Origin of the sequence: Pseudoalteromonas sp. OANN1 (genome assembly GCF_024124685.1) — a bacterium.
GTDB lineage: Bacteria > Pseudomonadota > Gammaproteobacteria > Enterobacterales > Alteromonadaceae > Pseudoalteromonas > Pseudoalteromonas piscicida.
The window spans coordinates 63609-86610 of the sequence record NZ_JAMXSE010000006.1 but is presented as its reverse complement, the minus strand read 5'-3'; the positions used below and the strand labels follow the sequence as shown (position 1 = coordinate 86610).

Annotated in this window: 6 protein-coding genes; 5 read left to right on the top strand and 1 reads right to left on the bottom strand. The window is 46.4% G+C overall.

Annotation, left to right across the window (positions count from 1 at the left end; genetic code table 11):
• Window position 1 precedes the first annotated feature (1 nt).
• The 5 genes from NH462_RS07420 to NH462_RS07400 all read left to right on the top strand — a co-directional run bounded on the left by NH462_RS07420 (window position 2) and on the right by NH462_RS07400 (window position 21406).
• Complete coding sequence (locus tag NH462_RS07420) at window positions 2–7849, top strand: non-ribosomal peptide synthetase (RefSeq protein ID WP_253105211.1); 7848 nt, start codon at window positions 2–4, stop codon at window positions 7847–7849.
• Between the two features lie 2 nt (window positions 7850–7851).
• A complete protein-coding gene (locus NH462_RS07415; protein ID WP_253105209.1) occupies window positions 7852–17649 on the top strand; it encodes a non-ribosomal peptide synthetase in 9798 nt (3265 codons plus the stop codon).
• 128 nt (window positions 17650–17777) lie between these two features.
• Window positions 17778–19016 carry an NAD(P)/FAD-dependent oxidoreductase gene (locus NH462_RS07410; protein ID WP_045961560.1) on the top strand — a complete coding sequence of 413 codons (1239 nt, stop codon included), beginning with the start codon at window positions 17778–17780 and terminating at the stop codon, window positions 19014–19016.
• Between the two features lie 191 nt (window positions 19017–19207).
• On the top strand, window positions 19208–20260 hold the full coding sequence (locus NH462_RS07405) for a hypothetical protein (protein WP_010604068.1): 1053 nt from the start codon (window positions 19208–19210) through the stop codon (window positions 20258–20260).
• A 75-nt stretch (window positions 20261–20335) separates the two neighbouring features.
• On the top strand, window positions 20336–21406 hold the full coding sequence (locus NH462_RS07400; protein WP_253105206.1) for a hypothetical protein: 1071 nt from the start codon (window positions 20336–20338) through the stop codon (window positions 21404–21406).
• Window positions 21407–21746: 340 nt separating this feature from the next.
• Here NH462_RS07400 and NH462_RS07395 read toward each other — a convergent pair whose 3' ends face one another.
• Window positions 21747–22982: an MFS transporter gene (locus NH462_RS07395; RefSeq protein ID WP_253105203.1), complete on the bottom strand. Its 1236-nt coding sequence runs from the start codon at window positions 22980–22982 to the stop codon at window positions 21747–21749.
• Window positions 22983–23002: the final 20 nt, after the last annotated feature.

The following is a 23002-nucleotide window of genomic DNA, read 5'->3' as shown; positions in this document are numbered from 1 at the left end:
CATGTTGAATTTATGCCAATCACTTGCAAAGGATAACATTGCGCTTTGGGCCAATGGAGACAAACTTAAGATTGTCCATGGTGAGCAAGGACTCAGCCAACAATGGGTTGACTACCTCAAAGCAAATAAAGCCGCATTATTAGATTACCTTGTATCGCAGCAAGTTTTTTCCGAGCAAGACTTTGAACAGTTGCTAGCGACTGAGCATAAAAAGGCATCTGAGATCCGTGCCATCTTTGATGCTAACAGTATGCAAAAAGGTTTTGTTTATCATCACCTTGCCCAACCAAATGACGATGCTTACCGCGTTCAGTTAGTCATCGATTACCATCAAGCACTCGATGTCGATGCTTACCAACAGGCTTGGATCTTGGCATCAATGCGTTACCCTGCGCTACGTACTGCGTTCAACTGGGAAAATGAAATCATCCAAGTGATCAAAGGAGGAGCCGGATTTACCGCAAATCACTTCAGTTTTCACGACTTCAGTACGTTAGACCACATTGAACAACAGACGCGTATCGATAAGCTCATTCTCGACGACCGTAATACGCCTTTCGATTTGACTCAACCGGGATTAATGCGTTTTGCTATCGTTAAACGCGCTGATGCACATTACACTCTAATTAAAGCAGAGCACCACAGCATCAGCGACGGCTGGAGCTTTCCGGTGATGCTGCAAAACGTGCATCAAAACTACGCCAAACTAACCAAAGGCGAGCCGGTCATTGTTGAAGAAGAAACGGCTTACCTGCAAACACAAGCGCGCTATCAGCAAAATCAAAAATCTAGCGATAGCTATTGGCAAACCCAAAAGGCACAATTTGGTGAGCCCAATGATATCAACCGCTTATTGAGTAAAAATATTGACCAATCTGGCTCGTCACAGATCCAAAAAGCGGCGGCGAGCGAATTCAAGCTCTCTTCAGAGCGCCATCAACAGCTCAAAGCTTTTGCTAAACAGCACGGACTCACGCTGAACGTCTTAATGCAATTTGCTTGGCATAAAGTACTGCAATATTACTGCGACGCTGAGCAAACCATAGTAGGCACAACGGTCTCGGGTCGTGAACTACCCATCGACGGGATCCATGCCAGTGTTGGTTTATATATCAATACCCTACCTCTTTCCCTTGATTGGCAAGAAACGGCCAGTATTCGCACCCAGCTTACAGCGCTGAAAGAAAAAATTGCAGAACTTAACGGCAACAGCAGTGTTTCACTGTCGCAACTACAAGAGCCGAATACTCGCCTGTTCAACAGTCTATTTGTATTTGAAAACTATCCGACGCCAGCGGGACAAGACGTACTCGAATGGTCATTCGATAAGATGATTGAAAAAGTAGACTATCCGCTCACCATCAGCATTGTTGAACAACAAGATATCTTGCTACTTAAGTTGAGCTTCTGCGAAACCATGCTGGCACCAAGCAAAGCACAGCGATTGCTCACCCAAATGACATTGGTGTTAGATGCCATTATTGCTGATGAAAACCAGTCGCATAGTCAAATTTCTTTGTTAAGTAATGATGAGCGAACACCCATGGTTGAGGTAGACGAGCATGCGGATTATTTGCACGCTACTATCCATGAATTGGTTGCTCAGCAAGCACAAAAAACGCCAGCTCGAATAGCGCTGGTTGAAGGCGAAATGCAGCTGACCTATCAAGAATTAGAACAAAGTGCGAATAAGCTTGCCGCCTACATTAAAGATCATGTGGACGTTGGCGCTAGCCATCGCTTTGTTGGGCTTTTCTGTGAACGCTCTATTGCAATGGTAATCGCAAAACTGGCTATCCTAAAGGCGGGTTGTGCTTATGTACCGCTTAATCCTGATTATCCAGACCAGCGCATAGAGTATATGCTCAACGACACGCAACTTAGTTTGATTTTAACACAAAGCGAGCTGCGCCCGCGTATCGAAGCACTCGTTGCAAGTTGTGATGCTGAGCCGCAAATTACCTGCTTAGATAGCTTGTCTTTATCTGATGCAGCGCCGGTACTGTCAGGCGCACATGCGCAAACCGAAGCCTATGTGATCTATACATCGGGTACGACAGGTGAGCCAAAGGGCGTGGTCGTTCCACACCGTGGCGTTGTTTCTTTGGTACAAGATACTGATTTAATTAACACGTCAGAAAACGACGTGTTTATTCACCTCTCTAATCCAAATTTTGACGCCGCAACGTTTGAAATTTGGACACCACTGATAAACGGCTGCAAATTGGTTGTAGCAAGTGCGCAACAAGGTGCGGATCCTGACAGTCTATCAAGGTTAATTAAACAGCACGGTGTTAGTGTACTTTGGCTAACGCGCACACTGTTTGATTCGCTGTATTTACAACAACCTGATATTTATGACAATGTCCGCTGCGTACTAACAGGCGGAGAGGCAATCACTCCAAGCATAGTCAAACGCATTCTCGCCAGAGATACGCGACCAGAGTTGGTGATAAACGCGTATGGCCCAACTGAAAGCACGACATTTACCACTTTCTATCCATGTGCCAATATTGATGGCCCGGTGCCCATCGGCCAAGCCATTAATCATCGCCAAGTATTATTGCTTGATAAACATCTTAATCCAGTGCCATACGGCGCGACAGGCGAGATATTTATAGCGGGTGCCGGACTTGCCTGTGGCTACCTTAATAAACCCGAAATGAGTGCTGCGCGCTTTATCGATAACCCGTTTGCAAGCACAAAGGCCAAACAACTCGGCCTAGATAAACTGTATAAAACGGGAGACTTAGGACGTTGGTCCGAGTCTGGTGTGCTAGAGTTTTTAGGCCGTAACGATCACCAAGTGAAGATCCGCGGGTTTAGGATTGAGCTTGCTGAAATAGAAGCACAGCTCAACGAATTGGCGCAAGTGAAAGTCGCCGCTGTGGTGGTATTCGAACAAGCGGGCAACAAGCAACTTGCCGCATACGTGGTGCCAGAGCACGGCGAGTTAGACCTAAATGCAGTAAAACAGGAACTGGCTCAGGTTTTACCTAGCTATATGATCCCAAGCTACTTTGAAGTGATGTCGGCGTTACCGTTTAACAACAATGGTAAGCTGGATCACAGGCAATTGCCCACTCCAACCGTGGTGGATGAAGACAACTATCAAGCACCGAGCAGCGAATTAGAAAAACAATTGTGTGGTATTTGGCAGTCAGTCTTGGGTCTAGAACAAGTGGGCGTTAATGATGACTTTTTCAAAGTCGGTGGCGATTCTATTGTCAGTATTCAACTTGTGTCTGCGCTGCGTAAAGCTGGCTTTAACCTTCAGGTTAAAGACATCATTGACGCCCCAAGCGTGGCAGCGCAGGCCTATTTAATTCAACACGTTAGCACTGAAACCATTGAGCTTATCACGGAGCAAGGTAGGTTGAGTGGCGAATTTGCACTACTGCCAATCCAACAGTGGTTTTTCGATTTAGGGCTACCAAATCCACACCATTGGAACCAAGCATTTACCCTTAACTTGCCTGAACACATTGATTACAAAGGGTTGACTCAAGCTATTCAAGCGCTGAGCGAGCATCATGACATGCTGCGTTGTCACTTTGTTCAGACCTGCAACGGGGTAAAACAAGCGTACCAAGCGGCGATAGAGTTTGAAGTCCCATTACTTGATGCAACAACTCTGAGTAAGGACGCGTTATTTACCGAATTGACCAAACTACAAAGCCAATTTGATTTATTCAATGGCCCCCTGTGGCAGGCAGCGTTGGTGAAAACGGCCGAGGGCAGTCAGGTATTCTTTGCCTTCCATCATGCCATTATTGATGTGGTATCGTGGCGGGTGTTAAGCCAAGACTTACAAACCCTATTAAATGGTGAAGCACTAACAGACAAGCTTACCAGCTATCGTCAGTGGGTGGATGCCATTGCCACCTACCCTTCGGCTCACCCTGAGCAAGCGTACTATTGGCAGCAGGTACAAAAAGGCTTTACTAGCCAACCCACTTACTCAGCACAATCACAATACAGCATCACGTTTGAGCAAGAAACGACCGCTAAATTGCTACGAGATGCCAATCTTGGTTTGAATACTGACATTAACGACTTGCTTTTGGCGGCACTCAATATTGCCCTACACAGCACTTTTGACAGTACCGTTAATCATATTCAACTTGAAGGTCATGGTCGTGAAAATATAGATCCGCGCTTGGATGTGTCGCAAACCTTAGGCTGGTTTACCAGTATGTATCCTGTGCGCCTTGAACACCACGACGACGTTATTGCAACCATCGCAAACACCAAAGAAATGCTGCGCCACATTCCGGACAAAGGCGTGGGCTATGGCGCTTTTGTGCAAGCAGACAAAGTCAGCGCAATTCGCCCTCAGGTGAGCTTTAACTACCTAGGTCAATTGAATCAGCAACAACAGCAAAGCCGAGACTGGCAGCTGGATGATACTCAAGCAGGCTATGTGATGACTGAGGCAAACGCTCAGGCTGACAATGCACTGCTACTCAACATCAATGGCGCAGTTCGCGGTGACAAGCTTCACTTTGATGTGGTTTCGAGGTTGAACCAATCACAGTCGCTGGCATTTGTTGAGCACTTTGAAATGGCGCTTCATCAGGTCATTAATGCAAGCTGTGAACTAGCCGCGCAAACACCACAGCAAACCCCAAGCGATATGGGGTTAAGCGACTTGTCTTATGGGCATTATCAAGCGCTGAGCAAGCACTATAATATCGAAGCACTTTACCCAGCTAATAGCTTGCAACAAGGCTTTATCTATCATGCTGTTAACTTCCCAACGGATGATGCCTACCGAGTGCAATTGGTCATGGATATTGAACAAGCGCTAGAGGTTGAACACTTTATTCATGCCTGGCGTTTAGCGTCGCTTCGCTTCCCTATTCTACGCACCGCTTTTGATTGGCAAGAATGTCTACTCCAAGTGGTATGTCGCGACGCCAGTATTGATGACAGTCACTTCACCATAGTAGATCTATCATCCCTTGACGAGCACCACCAACAGCAAGCCATCAGCAAAGCTCAAGCCGAAGATCGACAAGTTCCGTTTGACCTAAGTCAACCGGGGCTTATTCGCTTCACCTTATTTAAGCGCAGTGAAAACCTCTACACACTTATCAAAACCGAGCACCATGCCATTAATGATGGCTGGAGTGGACCGTTAATGCTGCAAGCAGTCGCTGAGTATTATCGCCAGCTTTGTGCAGGGAAAACACCTGAGGTGCAAGCGCAGCAAACCTATTTAGAGGCGCAAGCTTATTACCTTAAAAATGCCAAGCAAACTCAGACATACTGGCAGCAACAACAAGCCGAATTTGATACCGCAAACGATATTAACTTATTACTCGGTGGTCAGTATGACTTGTCGCAAAGTCGAATCGTTGAGCAAGTGCAATCGCTGCAGTTTAGTCTTCAAGGCGAGGCGTTTAGGTCGCTACAACATACTTGTCAACAAGCTGGCGTAACCCTCAACGTTGCACTGCAATTTGCTTGGCATAAGTTACTGCAAACCTATTCTGGTGATAGCCAAACGATTGTTGGTAGCACAGTTTCCGGTCGTGAAATTCCAGTCAATGGGATTGAACAAGCGGTCGGTTTGTTCATCAACACCTTACCTTTAGTGGTGAATTGGCAAGCAGAAGCAAGCTGTAATGACATCCTCAAAGCCATTCAAAAAGGCGTCGCTGCACTCAATAGCCACAGCGATATGAGCTTGTCGAAGCTGCAGCGTGATGGTCAACGCTTGTTCCACACCCTCTTTGTATTTGAAAACTACCCGACTCCAGAAAATACTGGCAGCTGGAAGTTCAGAGAATCAATAGAGAAAGGCGACTATCCGCTTTCTGTGGTGGCCCAAAGCGAGCAAGACCGCTTAGACTTTGTGATGCACTACAACGGGGAATGGTTAAGCACAGCTCGGGCAGAGTGGATCCTTGACCAAGTACAAGCTATTTTAATTCAGCTTGGGGAGCGACTAACACAAAGCCATCAAAGCATTAGCTTGGTCAATAACCAAATGCAGACCACGCTCAGTCAATGGCACGACAACGCAGAATCGTTTGCCATCGATAAAGATTTGGCCAGCTTGATAGAGCAACACGCCGCTAACACGCCAGAGCAGACCGCCTTGTTAACCAGCAGTGGTGAAGCGCTGTCTTATGCCGAAGTGAACGGTAAAGCCAATGCACTTGCACAGCAAATCATTGCTCAGCACCCCAAAGCCCAAGCTGGCCTATTGCCTGCCGATACCCCTATCGCCCTCTACTTTTCTCGCAGTAGCGAGATGCTCGTTGCTATTTTGGCCGTGCTCAAAGCCGGTGGTGCCTATGTGCCTGTTTCACCAGATTATCCCGAAGCTCGGGTTGAGTTTATTTTAACCGACACCAACACCGACTTAGTGCTAACGCAGGAGAGCCACTTGCCGTCACTTAACCCAGTGCTTGGAAAAGCCACTGCGCTCAGTGTCAATACCCATGCACTGGCGGTGGAGCATCAGAACTTAGTGCGTACAACCGCGTTGGCTAACTTGGCTTATATCATCTACACCTCAGGGACAACCGGACAACCAAAAGGCGTAATGCTCACTCAGCACAATGTGCTTTATTATCTTCACGCCATAACCTGCCAGTTAGGTGACAAGTATCGTAATGTCGACTTTTCTTCTAACTACTGTTTTGACCTGTCTGTGACGACCACCTTATGCCCGCTCCTTGCTGGACAAACGGTGTGTGTCTATGAAGGGGATATTCTTGATGCCGCCGCCTTTAGAGCTCATCTAAGTGCCGCGAATGTTGGCTTTGTGAAAACCACACCCAGTCTTGCCATGGCGCTATTGCCTGGCAGCGATGCTCATGTTGATACCCTAATGCTTGGCGGTGAAGCGCTGACTGAGCAGGCCATTGATGCGTTAAGCGGCCATGTGAACGCTATCTTCGATGAGTATGGCCCCACGGAAGCCACCGTCGGTGCGATGCTAGCGCAGGCCTACCCACGCCTTCATCAAGGCATAGGTAAAGCCTACCCTAACGTTAATCTTCATGTGTTATCTGAATCGCTCCAGCCCATGCCCATTGGTGCACCGGGTGAGTTATATATTTCAGGCCTTGGGGTTGCCCGTGGTTACTTAAACCGCCCTGAACTCAATGCTGAACGCTTTATTGATAACCCGTTTAGTCACGACCCCGCCCATAGCAAGCTGTACAAAACCGGTGACCTTGCCCGTTTCCTAGACAACGGCGACTTGGTGTATCTCGGTCGTAACGATGAGCAGGTGAAAATTCGTGGTTATCGCGTCGAATTAGGCGAGATTGCCGCTGCTATTGTCGACCAGCAAGGCGTACAAAACGCGGTAGTGATTGATGTACCTGCACCGCAAGGCAAAGCGCTGGCCGCTTACCTTGTTGCAGAGCCTGACCTTGAAATTACCGAATTAAAGCTCGCCCTAAGTGCTGCTTTACCTGAATACATGGTGCCCAGCCACTTTACCCTAATCGAACAGATTCCACTCACAGGTAACGGTAAGCTTGACCGCAAAGCACTCCCCACACCGGAGCTTCAAGCTGACAACCTCTATGTGGCACCGCGTAATGACTTAGAGACCCAACTTTGTGAGATTTGGCAACAGGTACTTGGCCTTGAACAAGTGGGCATTGAAGATAACTTCTTCAGTATTGGCGGCGACTCTATCTCGGCTATCCGGTTGATGAATGCTTGTAATAAAGCACTGGATTTAAACATCCCAATTTCAGCCCTGTTTGAGCATACCCATATTGCCGCAATCGTCGACAACTTAGAGACGTTGAGTGTGGATATCGAAATTAAAGCAGACTCCGGATCACAACAAGAACAAACTAATAGCATGAGGATTTAACCATGTTGTCATTGCTCGCTGAACTGAAAGATCACAATCTCTCAATCTGGTTGCAAGACGGCGGACTAGAGCTGTCATTTGGCGCGCAAGCGCCAGATGCTGCACTTGTTGCAAAGTTAAAGTCAAACAAAACGCAGCTAATGGATTACCTTGAAGCAAAAGCCATTTTTTCAAAGGATGCGTTTAATACACTGCCAGAATTAAACCGCCATCCGCTTTCGTTTGCACAAGAGCGGTTATTATTTATCGAACGCTTAGAAAATGGCACCAACGCTTATCATATTCCGTTTTTGGTTAAACTCTCTGAGCACACAGAGCTTACGCGATTAACACAAGCACTGAATATCGTGTTAGATAGGCATGAAGTGCTTCGCAGTGTCTATCGTCAAGACGATCAAGGCCACGACTATCAAGAAGTGTTGAACGCCAGTATTGAAATTGAACCGAGCGCAGTCGCTGACTTAGCAGCGCTTAATACGGCTGTTAAACAAGCGATTAGTATACCATTTGACTTAGCCAATGAGCCTATGTTCAAGGTTTGCTGTTGGACATTAGGGGCTGAACGTTACGTGCTATTCATGTGGCACCATATTGCGTTTGATGGCTGGTCCACCGAAATCTTTATGCGTGAGCTACACCAAGCCTATTTTATGCTAGCTTCAGGCAAAACGCCTGAGCTACCAGCGCTTGAGTTACAGTACCAAGATTACGCAAAATGGCAGCGCGAGTACCTCAGCGGCGATACCTTAACTAAGCTTTTAGACCACTGGACTGATGCACTTGCAGGCGCTGAGCAGCTTGAATTTCATTCGCCACTACCAAGGCCAAATGAATATCAATATCACGGTGCCGACCACCGTATTCATTTGGGTCAGGAACGAAGCGAAGCCCTAAAGGCCATAGCCAAAACGCAACAAACCAGTCTTTATGTAGTACTGCTCAGCAGCTGGGCATTGACATTACAAGCAACCAGCGGTCAGTCAGATTTAGTCATCGGTACACCGTCTGACAACCGTCATCTAAGCCAGACACAAAATCTTATTGGCTTTTTGGTCAATAGCTTAGCCTTGCCAATTCATATTGATAACGCACTCGACTTTAATGCCTTGATCCAACAAGTGCACCAGACCCTAAAAGCGGCAAAGGCGCACCAAGATCTGCCATTTGATAAATTGGTCGACGCCCTAAAATTACAACGAGATCCGTCTCGCCATCCGCTATTTCAAATGATGTTTGCGCTTGAGCAATTTAAAAATAATAGTGATGACAGCAGCCAACAGCTGTTTACGCCAGTGGATGAGTCACAAGTAAAAGCGCTTCATAAAGTGGCTAAGTTCGACATTAGTTTGCTGCTACAAAATGGTGACGAAGAAGTATTTGGTGATATTAACTACGCCACCGCACTATTTCCAAGTGACTGGATCGCAACTCTTGCTGAGCGCTTTATCAATATTATCGATCAAGTGATCGCCAGAACCGCACAGCCACTTGCAAAAGTAGCCCTACAAAATAGAACTGAGACTGACACAATACGTGCTTGGCACAACAACGCCGAGTCATTTGCCACCGATAAAGATTTGGCAAGCTTAGTAGAGCAGCACGCCGCTAACACCCCAGAGCAGACAGCCTTGTTAACCAGCAGCGGTGAAGCGCTGTCTTATGCCGAAGTGAACGGTAAAGCCAATGCCCTTGCGAAGCAAATCCTTGCTCAGCACCCCAAAGCCCAAGCAGGCCTATTGCCTGCCGATACCCCTATCGCCCTCTACTTTTCTCGCAGTAGCGAGATGCTCGTTGCTATTTTGGCCGTGCTCAAAGCCGGTGGTGCCTATGTGCCTGTTTCACCAGATTATCCTGAAGCTCGGGTTGAGTTTATTCTAACCGACACCAACACCGACTTAGTGCTAACGCAGGAGAGCCACTTGCCGTCACTTAACCCAGTGCTTGGAAAAGCCACTGCGCTCAGTGTCAATACCCATGCACTGGCGGTGGAGCACGAGAACCCAGTGCGCCCAACTGCGTTGGCTAACCTGGCTTATATCATCTACACCTCAGGGACAACCGGACAACCAAAAGGCGTGATGCTCACTCAGCACAATGTGCTTTATTATCTTCACGCCATAACCTGCCAGTTAGGTGACAAGTATCGTAACATCGACTTTTCTTCTAACTACTGTTTTGACCTGTCGGTGACCACCACCTTATGCCCGCTCCTTGCTGGACAAACGGTATGTGTCTATGAAGGCGATATTCTTGATGCCGCCGCTTTTAGAGCTCACCTAAGTGCCGCGAATGTTGGATTTGTGAAAACCACACCCAGTCTTGCCATGGCGCTATTGCCTGGCAGCGATGCACAAGTTGATGCCCTAATGCTCGGTGGTGAGGCGCTGACTGAGCAGGCCATTACCGCATTAAGCGGCCATGTGAACGCTATCTTCGATGAGTATGGCCCAACGGAAGCAACGGTCGGTGCGATGCTAGCACAGGCCTACCCACGTCTTCATCAAGGCATAGGTAAAGCCTATCCTAACGTCAATCTTCATGTATTATCTGAGTCGCTACAGCCCATGCCCATTGGCGCACCAGGTGAGTTGTACATTTCAGGCCTTGGGGTTGCCCGTGGTTACTTAAACCGCCCTGAGCTCAATGCCGAGCGTTTTATTGATAACCTGTTTAGCCACGACCCCGCCCATAGCAAGCTGTACAAAACCGGTGACCTTGCCCGTTTCCTAGACAACGGCGACTTGGTGTATCTCGGTCGTAACGATGAGCAGGTGAAAATTCGTGGTTATCGCGTCGAATTAGGCGAGATTGCTGCAGCTATTGTCGACCAACAAGGCGTACAAAACGCGGTAGTGATTGATGTGCCTGCACCGCAAGGTAAAGCATTAGCCGCTTACCTTGTTGCAGAGCCTGACCTTGAAATTACCGAATTAAAGCTCGCCCTAAGTGCTGCTTTACCTGAGTATATGGTGCCCAGCCACTTTACCCTAATCGAGCATATTCCACTCACAGGTAACGGTAAGCTTGACCGCAAAGCACTCCCCGCGCCAGAGCTTCAAGCCGACAACCTCTATGTGGCACCGCGTAATGACTTAGAGACCCAGCTTTGTGAGATTTGGCAACAGGTACTTGGCCTTGAGCAAGTGGGTATTGAAGATAATTTCTTCCAAATTGGCGGCGATTCAATTGTCAGTATTCAGCTGGTTTCACGCTTAAGAGAAGCTGGGTTAACGGTACAAGTTAAAGAGATATTTGCCGCTCCAACTCCCGCGCGGCTGGCAAAGCTTATCAGTGCGAATGGCGACAAGAAGGTTACGATAAAAACCGAACAAGGCCAGCTTGAAGGCGAGTTTGATCTACTGCCTATCCAGCAGTGGTTCTTCGCAAATCAGTTTGCTAACCCCGCACACTTTGCCCAAACTTTCGCTACTGTGATGCCAAGTACAATCAGTGATGAGCGATTAGTTGCGCTATTGTCCGAGCTTGCTGAGCAACACGATGTGCTACGCCTTGTGTTCAATCAAAAGACGGCGCATATTACCCAGCAGTACCAACAAAATAGCACCATGGCACCTTTAGTTAGACTTGATGCAGACACACTCAGTGACGACGAGCTTGCCAAGCAATTAACCCGCTTGCAGTCACAGTTTGCGTTAAATTCAGGCCCTTTATGGCAGCCAATTCGTGTCAAACGCCAAAGCCAAGATGTATTGGTACTGGCCTTCCACCACCTGATCATTGACTTTGTCTCTTGGCGGATCCTAATTGAGGACTTAAATAGCCTTTATCAAGGCAAAAAATTGGCGCAAAAAACCTCAAGCTATCGTCAATGGGTTGAGACCTTAGCCCAATATTCACATGTTCAAGCCGAACAAATTAACTATTGGCAGGAAGTACTTGACACTTGCCAAACACACTTAACAGCGAAGAACACACCGACAAACCAAGTGATTAAACTTGACTCTGCATTTACACAAACGCTGCTGTTTGACGCTAATCAAGGCTATCACACAGAGCCTCGAGACCTTGTCGTCGCTGCACTGTCCCTAACTCTTGCTCATATCACTGGTAGTAATGATCAGGTTATTGCGCTTGAAGGACACGGTCGTGAACACATCGCCGAAGATATAGATCATTCACGCACCGTAGGCTGGTTTACGTCATTATATCCACTAGCACTCCATGCGGGTTCTAGTCTCGAAAGCGCTATTGTAAATGCAAAAGAGCAGCTGCGTAAATTGCCAGACAATGGCGTTGGTTTTGGTCAATTCTATTTTTCCAAACAAGTGGCGGGGACTTTACCAACCGTTGCATTCAACTATTTAGGCCAAATCGGTGGCACAAAAACGCAGCAACCCAGTGGTGACTTCTACTTAACTGAAGCCATTACAGGTCAACCAGTCGCAAGCGAAAATAACGGTCATTACGTTCTTGATATCAACGCGGCAATTATTCATGGTCAGCTTGTCTTAAATTGCACCACGGCGTTGTCTGAAACCGAATTTGCCCTATTCCAAAGTCAGTTCACTGCCAGTCTACAAGCCGTGCTCGACACAGCATTGTATACCAAAGCGCTTGGCGCCAAACAAACGCCGAGCGACTATAACCTGACAGGCGTCAGCTTCGCCCACTTAGATGCACTGCGCACACGTTACGACCTAGCCGCGGTTTATCCCGCAACAAACTTGCAGCAAGGTTTTATCTTCCACCAGCTTAATAGTCCAGAAGATACCGCCTATCGCGTGCAGTCACAGATGCAGTATTTCGATAAAATTGACACTGCGCTTTACTGTCGTGCGTGGCAACTAACCTCGCTGCAATATCCAGCGCTGCGCTGTGCTTTTGATGTTGAAGAAACCATGCTGCAACTTATCGTGGATCACACCTGTGTTGATGAAGATAACTTTAGCGTGATTGACATCAGCCAATACTCAAAAGCAGAACAACAAGCACACATAGAAAAGCTTGCAAACCAAGTGCTAAATCAGCCATTTAATTTTGCAAGACCGGGGTTATTTACACTGCATTTGGTAAAACGCGGTGAAGCGCATTATCACCTAATAAAAACAGAGCATCACAGCATTTGTGATGGCTGGAGTGGCCCGTTAGTTATGCAGACCGTTCACCAGAACTATACGCAATTACTACAAGGTCGAGAACCTGTTTTACCGGTGGACAACGCCTATTTAGATGCCCATGCTTACCTAAGAGATAATCAGGCCGCCACCAAAGCATTTTGGCAATATCATGTCGCTGATTTATCACAGGCAAACGACCTTAACACCCTGTTTAGTCACTCAACAGATTTAGAAACGCTCCGTCATAATCATGACCCGCAGGCGCTGCATTTTGCTCTACCAAACGAGGCATTAAGTAAGTTGCAGCAAGCGTGTCAGCAACATTCTGTCACGCTCAATGCTGCGGTACAATTTGCCTGGCATAAGCTTATCCAAATCTACACTCGCGACGAATTTACTTTAGTAGGTACAACTATCGCAGGTCGTGACTTACCAATTGACGGCATAGAGCAAAGTGTTGGTGCTTACATCAATACGCTACCGCTTTATCTTGATTGGCCTACAGATGCTACCATCGCGCAACAACTCGAGAAGATCCAAACTGCCATTTTGGACTTAAATAGCCATGCGAATGTGTCACTTGCGTCACTGCAACAAGGCGGTAATCGGCTATTCCAAAGCCTAGTCGTGTTCGAAAACTACCCAAGCCTTGAAAATGAACAAGCAGAGGCACAACAAGCTCGCTGGCAGTTTGACGCAGCACCAGAGCAAGTTGAATATCCACTTGCATTGATAGCAAAAGAGCAAGGAGAGCTGCAACTTGAGCTGATGTACGACGCCAGCTTGCTTTCGCCAGCACGTGCCGCACAACTGCAATCTCAACTGCAACTGATCCTTAAGCAAGTCGCTGACAATACTCACTTGCCTCATCAACACATTGAAATTGCCAATACAGTAGAAAAGGCCCGTATTCTCAACGAGTGGAATGAAACCGAGCGCCAGTCATGTGGCTTCGAGAACTTCAACGACTTATTTAGTGAAAAAGTCGCCGTATTCCCGGATGCAACCGCTGTGGTCTGGCAAGATGAAGCACTAAGCTATCAAGTACTCAACCGCCAGGCTTGCCTGCTTGCCCAGCAATTATTGGTGATTAAGGCTGAGGTTTACGGCAACGAGTATCAAGGTGATTTCCCAGTCTTATTGCTGCATGAAAAACAGTTGGATTCTATCGTTGCGATCCTCGCTATTCTTAAAGCAGGCGGTGGTTATGTTCCTGTATCACCAGAGTTTCCTGACTCAAGGATTGAATATATTGCCAAGGACTGTGGTGCGAAAATCGTGGTCACCCAATCGGGATTAATGGATAGAGTTGCGAGTACAACACTTGCATCACTGACACATGTACTCAGCGATACACCAGTGGAGGAAACAAGCTTAGACCAAGCGGTATCAGTGAGCCCGTCTGATTTGGCTTATATTATCTATACCTCAGGCACCACAGGTAACCCTAAAGGCGTAGAAATCAACCATGAGGCACTATTAAACTATGCCACGGACGACCATTTTATCGACCGCACACAACTGAGCAAGGTCCTTAGCTTATCGAGCATTAGCTTCGACGCGTTTATTTTTGACTGCTTTGTCACACTCAGTAACGGCGCAGCGCTACACCTGATAGATAAACAGACTCAACTTGATCCAGAACGACTGATTGAGTACTGCCGAGCACAGCAGATTGATACGTGCTTTGTAACAACTGCGCTATTTAATCGTCTAGCGAGCGAAGACTTCTTCTTACACGCCGGACTTAAACAGATTAATTTTGGTGGAGAGGCGGTCGACTTAGCTATGGTTGAGCAAGTAAAGCATCAAGCGCCAGAGCTGATGCTTTATCACGCCTATGGCCCAACAGAGACCACCGTTTATGCAACTTGCTGCTTACTCAACTCTGTAAATCACGGAGCACCTATTGGCCGCGCTATTGCCAATAAATCTGCTTACGTGTTGTCGCCTGCTGGCAAAATACTTCCACCAGGCGTGGCAGGAGAGCTTTATATTGGCGGCGCGGGTATGGCAAGACGTTATTTACACCGTTCAGATTTAACCGAACAAGCATTCTTAGTTAACCCATTCGCATCGGATAAGTATCTCGCAAGCGGTTGGAACAAAATGTATAAAACGGGAGATTTGGTTAAATGGCGTGAAGATGGTTTATTAGAGTATGTTGGTCGTAATGATTTTCAGGTGAAAATTCGTGGTTACCGCATCGAACTTGGCGAGATTGAAACTGCGATTAAGCAACAACCGCAAATTCATACTGCGTTTGTAAACGTGAGTGAACAAGATGGGGTTAAACGTATCGTGGCCTATTTGGTCATGGCAAATACTGAGTCACTAGATGAGGCAAAGCTCAAGCAAACACTCTCTCAAATGCTACCGAGTTATATGCTGCCAAGTGCTTACGTCACATTAGACACCCTACCCGTTACGGTTAATGGCAAGATTGATGCCCGAGCACTGCCGCAGCCCGATTTTAGCCAAGCTGAGACTCACCATGCTCCAAACACAGAACAGCAAAAGCATATCGCTAAAATCTGGTGTGCTGTATTGGGGATTAAGCAGGTTGGCTTGGAAGATAACTTCTTCCATATTGGTGGTGACTCAATTATGAGCATTCAGCTCATGTCGGCTCTCAAACGTGCTGGCTATTCGCTGTCGACCAAAGACATATTTACGTATCCAACCCTAGAAGCGCTTTGTGCATTTTTGGCAAATAATGAACAGGTAGAAATCGAGGCTGAACAAGGTGAGCTCAGCGGAGAAATCAAGTTATTACCTATCCAGCAATGGTTCCTCAACTCCCATTACCGTCATAAAGCACATTTTAATCAGTCGGTCATGCTTGCTCTTCCGCGCAATACCGCGCTAGATACTTTAGAGCGTGCACTCGCGCAGCTACATCAACAACATGACATGTTGCGCGCTCAATTTAGCAAAACCGAGACTTGGCAATCCCAATACCAAAGTGTTGCAGCGTGTCCAACACCAAAGCTTATCCATTTGGACACCTCAGGACTTGACGAGCAGCAAACCGGACTGGCGTTGAGTAAAATACACGCCCGTTTTGAACTCGGTTCGGGTGCTTTGTGGCAACCGGTTTTACTCAGCGATGATACGCCGCTAACTAGGCTTGTACTTATCGTTCATCACCTTGTTATTGATGGTGTTTCGTGGCGTATTTTGGTCGAAGACTTAAGCCGCTTGCTACAAGGCGACACCTTAAGCGACAAAACCAGCAGTTATCGCCAATGGTCAGATGTTATGGCCCTGCATCCTTTTGAACAACAAATACCGTATTGGCAAAATGTGTTAAGCACACAGCAAAACGTACCTTACGGTAAATCACAACAGCGTCTTACGCATCAATTTGATACTCAGCTTACTGAGCAATTGCTACGCCTCGCTCCTGCTGGATTTAACACAGAAATCAATGATCTCTTAATGAGTGCGTTTACTCGGGCTTGGTGCAATACCTTTGCTACAAACTATTGCCACCTCACGTTAGAAGGCCACGGCCGAGAACATCTGAGTGACCATATTGATACCTCAAGAACACTAGGCTGGTTTACTAGTATGTTTCCGGTTGCCCTGAAAAATGACACGGATTTATCAACGCTGATTATTCAAAGCAAAGAAACGCTTCGTGCCATTCCAGATAAAGGGCTAGGCTTCAGCGAGTTGGTCAGACGTGGGGAATTTTCCTTCAGCCAATTACCTAAAGTTAGTTTTAATTACTTGGGACAACTTGATAGCAATAGTGATGCACAAGATCAGGGCATACGAATGCTAAATGCACACTCAGGCGATGCCAGCAGCAAAGATAATCAGGATGAAATGGCACTCATCGTTAATGCCGAAGTGCGTCAAATGAAACTGCAAGTGAGCATTGCAAGTCAGTTAGATGAGACACAAACCACCGCATTCATAGAGCAGTTCGATGCTGCCCTTCGAGCCGTCGTTTCACATTCGATTACAGCCGCAAATCCCCAAGGCATAAAAACTCTGAGCGATATTGAGATCGGCGTATTGGTGAATGAAGCCGATGCTCCTATTGAATGGTTTTTCTTCCCTCCGGGTGGCGGTGGTGCTGAGAGTTACTTGCAATCCATTGCTCCCAAGATTTCCGCGCCTTGTTATTGCTTCAATAACATCTATGCCGCACAGGAAAAACCAAAGGGCTCGCTCGCCTATGACTATTACCAGTTCCAAACATTAGCGTTGCAGTATGCTATTCATCTTAAAAAGCTAAAGCCTAGTGGTCCTTATCGGATTTTTGGTTGGAGTTTTGGCGCAACGCTAGCACTTGAGGTTGCCAAACTGCTGCAAAATGAGGGGGGCACAGTCGAACACTTGGTGTTCGTCGACCCTTGTTTTGACTATGCCGCGATGCATGATGAAGTTTTTGCTCTACACCCAGAGTTCAGTCATCTTGAGCCCGATAGAATTAATTATCACTACCAAAATGATCCGGCATTTTCTAGCACCGCAAAGGTGACGCTATTTAGTGCTGGTTGTGCGGTTGAAGTGGCTCAGTCAGATAGCTTAGAGTTGCAACTTTCCAGTCATATAATCAACCGATACCTTGATAAGAATCAAAATCTTATCGAAGAAGCAATGCAACCCAGTCAGGTTCAAGTGTTCACCATGAAAGGGTCGCACAACAGTTGGGTAAAAACACCGGAAGACTTAATAAAAATGTCAGAAATTATGAACACTCTTTAACATTTTATTCGTTAATATAATGTTAAATTAGATTTTCTAGAGTGAGGCATTAAAGGGAGCTCCCCTCTTCACTCTAGGATTAATTAATTGCCACATTTTCTCACAATATATGATTAAGGAATTACAAAATGGCTAAGGAAAATGTAGATGTACTTATTATCGGCGCTGGACCTGCTGGGACAATGACCGCTGCAAAGCTAATTCAAGCAGGATTAACCGTGAAGATCGTTGAACGTAGCCACTTTCCACGCTATGTCATCGGTGAAAGTCTTCTACCTCAAAGTATGCAGCATCTAGAAGATGCTGGATTTATGGATGCGTTAGTCGCACGCAATTACCAAAAGAAAATCGGTGCTAATTTTAAACAAGATGACTTCCAAGAGTTTTTCGATTTCTCTAAAAATTACACCGATGGCTGGACATGGACATGGCAAGTACCAAGAGATGACTTTGACAATGTACTGGCTGAAGAAGTGCAAAAAATGGGTGCCCCTATCGAATTTGGCACTTCCGTAGTCGATGCCAACATGGATCTAGAAGAGCCTATCATTAAGGTCGTCAATGAGGCCGGTGATGTGCAGGAAATTCAAGCCAAATTCGTTGTTGATTCAAGCGGCTATGGCCGAGTACTCGCAAACCTGCTTGATTTAAATGAACCTTCATCAGCGCCAACTCGCGCAACTTTGTTTGCGCAATTTAAACCTGCTGATGGCATGGAGACTGGGGCTGAAAACAATAAAGTAACGATTCTGGTTCACGAAGAAGATGTATGGGTTTGGCTAATACCTTTCTCTGACGGTCGTGTTTCAGTCGGTTTTGTTGGTAACCCTGAGTATTTAGAAAGTGCAGAGGGCGATGCTAAAACGCGCTTTTTAACCTACCTTGCTCGCGATCAACATGCATCAGCAATGTTGGAAGGAATGGCGCTGTGTATGGAGCCAAAGGAGATCAAAGGCTACTCAAAAGGTATTAAACAACTGTTCGGCAAAAACTTTGTGTTAACCGGTAACGCCAGTGAATTTATTGACCCTGTATTTTCAGCTGGCGTTATGTTTGCGATTGAGTCAGGCGCGCGCGCCGCTGATCTCATAGTCGCTCAGTTAAATGGCGAGGAAGCAGATTGGCAGCAAGATTATGAAGCGCATATGCTTAAAGGGATTGCTGTCATGCGCACCTACATTGAAGGCTGGTACGACGGGCGTTTGCGCCGCCTATTTTTCTCAGACAACAAGCCTGAAAAAATTAAGAGCCAAATCACTTCTGTGCTTGCGGGCTATGTATGGGATGAGACTAACCCATTTGTAAACCGCAGCGAGAAAACCCTGAACCTGCTATCTGAACTCCATAACAATCCTGAAATGGCGTGATTTTAGCTTTTTAGACCGGCGTGGGAATAATTTCTCACGCCACATAATATACTAACAAAGATGCGTTTCAGTAGTAGTGAAAGTAGTTGTGTGATGCCTATAGTTTCCCGAATTGACGATTAAACAGAGTGGGGAATTTTGTTGTAGGCCGACCATAGATGTGGCACTTGGCGCTTTAAAGGACTTAGACAATGAAAACTAACTTTGTATACACTGCTGCACTTTCAGCGTTATTAACAGGCGCTGCACTTGCAACTCCCGCGCAGGCCGCTGAATATAAAACAATTCTAATTCATGGCTTTCAAGCGGACCAACTTAACCGCCCTAACAGTACCAACGTCGAGCTTGAGGGTGAAGAATACTGGTCATCTTTTTGGATAAACCACGCTGATGAACGTATTGATTGGCCTTCTTATGAACGCCTACAAGGCAAAATCGCAACAGATTATATTTGGCCAAAGCTAAAAGCATTTGCAGAAAATGGCACTTGTAATCCAGGCTGTGTCTTTGTTACCCACTCAACGGGTGATTTGGTTGCGCGCTATATCTTAGATAACCAAGCAACTTGGCTTGAAAATGCGGGCCTTCAACCACTTAATATCGTTGCTACTTTTGACCTTGCAGGTGCGGGTGGCGGAAGCGAACTCGCAGACACTGCTATCAACGCTGCGACTTCTGGTGGCGTAGTAGGTGAACTAACTCGCCAAGCGGTTGAGGCATGGCTTGGCAGCATGCCCGAAGAATTTGGTATCATGTGGGATTTAAAAGTGAATAACGCGCGACAAGTTGCTCAGTACCCTAGTGACAACGCACCTCGCCTACGTTTCGTCGCTGATGCCAGCGACTACTACGGCCTCACTTCAGGTTTCTTACCAGGTAATGATGATGGTGTTGTATCAACACACTCTTCTTGTGGTGCATCGACAAAAGGCGACTTTGGTAGTTGTAGTACAAGCGTTGCTATCAACGGTCAGTTAGCCTCTCAAGATGATGCTGTGACTAGCTTTATGCCATACCACTACCCACTACTAATGAGCGCGGAATATAGCCACGGCAACCTGCCAGATGCTGGATACCAAGGCAAAGTAACAGCGGCTCGTACTCAGTTTAACGCGGGTTATAAGACGATTAGCTACAACACCTATGAAGAAACAACGGGTAGCTGGTTTTGGAAAAAGACTTACCGTTATGTTAGCGAGTCTAACTCACAAAGTTTTTCACAGTTAATACTAAACTCACTGTAACTTAACGGTTATTCTGCTAATTTCTATACCCAAGGAACTGCTCCATGCAGTTCCTTATATTAACCGAGTATTGCTATGAAAAAGTTTTTGTTGATTAGTGTCATTCTTATTGTGATCTGTATCACTGCAGGCTATTTTGCCTTGCAGCGCGAAGCTCTGTCCTCGCCTGAGTTAGCAGCCCCCCCACAAGTCACCACACCTATTTTGACACCAACAACAACGCCACCCACCACCCCTAAAACTGCGATAACACAAAAACAATCATTGGTTGAATCGCTACCACTGGCACAAGCTGCGCAATCAGCTGCGGCACATTATGAGTATAGTATTTCGCTACCTCCTTACTCACAGCCCCTTGGCAAAGGTGATTTTGATAGGCTCAATCCAAATCATTTCTATGCCGTCGAAATGCCAATTGAAGAAAACAACGGACAGGTGTCTTTATCGCTGAATCAATATCGCTTTGTGCACCCCGCTACTATCGAGATAAGTTTATCTGGTAGTCAATTTTCTAATACAACCGCAACGATACTCGACCCTACATCACAGCAAACCTTATCCACCACCCGTCTCAAAGAGTCTGATGGTATTTGGCTTGGTGCGGTCGATGGCGAGACAACATGGCCTCAAGAGCTGAATGTCGTTGTGCGTGCCAAGCCAAGCTCGGCTAAGGCCGTGGCATTAACGGCAAGTATTCGCTATTACCAACCCAGCGCCACACTGCTCGCCATTGCTAAACCTTACCCCGAGCAAGCAGACTTGATAATTCCATTACAACTTGAAGTAAAGCAAAGTGGTACTTATCGTATCCGTGCAAATCTATTTACTCGCGATGGCACACCAATCAGTCATTTGGTTGAAAAACAAAAGTTAAGCGAAGGGAAACAGGTATTCAACTTAAAAGCACATCAGTCGGTGCTTGCTCCTTTTTCAGCTAAATCCGGCCCATCCCAGTTCACGTTAAAAACATTTGTGATTGAGAGAATGTCGCCAATGCCCGGAGAGCTTGCGCAGTTTGGTGATAGCAAAATAACCGAATACCACATCACTGATTTCTACTTTGACGCACTGGAGAAGCGCCCATATCAGCCCTCGGCTGCCGAGCGTCAACGTCTGGGTTACTTGCAAAAAATGGCGGGGAAATAAAGTAACTAACCTTTGCTTCGGATAATTAGGGCCTGTTGACCTTTGCTGTTTGACTTTTGTTCCCCTGAGTGTGTTTTGGTCGCGACGCTCGACTTGCCGCCTAGTAATCTAGGCGAAAGTTGAGCAACAATGAACAAAGCGCACTCAGGTGAACCCAAAGGGCAGCGCTTGATTGGCATTTCTACTGTGTTATCGCCTAACTTACATAGAATAACTATGCTACGCAGGCTCTGCCTTGTATAAATACCAGTCAAACTGCTGCAAAAACAAACTTGAAAGATCAACAGACCCTAACATAAATACAAGCGGTGACCTTTTTTAGGTCACCGAGTTAGCTAAGCTATATCGCTTCAGCCGCCGTCTTGGGCTTCAGCTCAGCAATGCGATAAAACCCAAGTGCGGTAATAGATACTAAAGTCATGATGATAAACAGCATCATACCGGAGTAAAAATCTAAAATAAGCCCACCTAAAATGGGCGCTAATGCATACCCCAATGAACACAAGCCAGCAGCACCAAAATAGCTAGCTTTCAGGTTATCTGGTGCCAACCTGTCAATATAGACATTGATGTTAGTAAACATAATTGCTTCGCTCAGACTCAACACCATCATGGCTGCAATCCATCCCCAGATATTTTGCACATCATTCAAGGCCATCATGACTTGTGAAATAATCAATACCACACCACCCGCATAAAGCCTATTTTCAATGCGCCAATTACGCATCAGATGAAGTAATGGAAACTGACAAACGATGATCACACTAGAATTTGCGATGATTAAGCTAGAAATTAGCCAAGCTAGATCGGGGACCTCTGCACGCGTCAAATACTGCACTAAGCTAGAGTCACATTGCGCATAAACCAAATACACTAAAGTTGTAGCGATGAGCACAATTAAAAAGACTTTATCTTTTCGTAAGATCCTCAGCCACTTTGCAAACTTGGGTACCGACTGAGCGGCAGACTGCAAAGCGACAGTCTGCGCTTCACTCAGTTTAGGTCTAAAGTAAAGCAGCGCGAGCAACAAACCAATATACGAAATGCCAGTATAGATAAAACTAAACTGCTCACCATTAAGCCCTGCCCATAGCCCGTACAATGGTCCTAAAGCCGCTCCCACATTCACGAGAAAATAGAGTAAATGCAGTGCAAGCTCTCTGTCTTTTGCGTCGGCAAGTTCTTCAGTAAGTAACGCTTTACTAGGCGCATCCCAAAGCGTCCTAGGTAGACAAGCTAAAAACACTGAGGTTGCAAACAACCACAACGATTCAGCCACAGCCAACAGTGAAAAAGAAATCACACCAACAAACACTGCCGTGTAGAGCATTTTGGTGCGACCAAAGCGATCAGCGAGATTCCCCGTATAAAACCCCAAAAATACGGCGAAAGTCGCTGACACCGTCAGCAATAAACCAACCTCTGTTGCACTCAGTCCATAATTTTCGTAAAGAATAACAGCCAAAAAAGGCCATACCATGTAGTAACTTGCGCGAACGAAAAAGTTACCAACAAGCATTACCCAAACTAAAGGTGTAAAGCGCTTTAACCGCTCAATTGCAGAGCTATTCTCCATTGATGTTCCTTGATTATTAT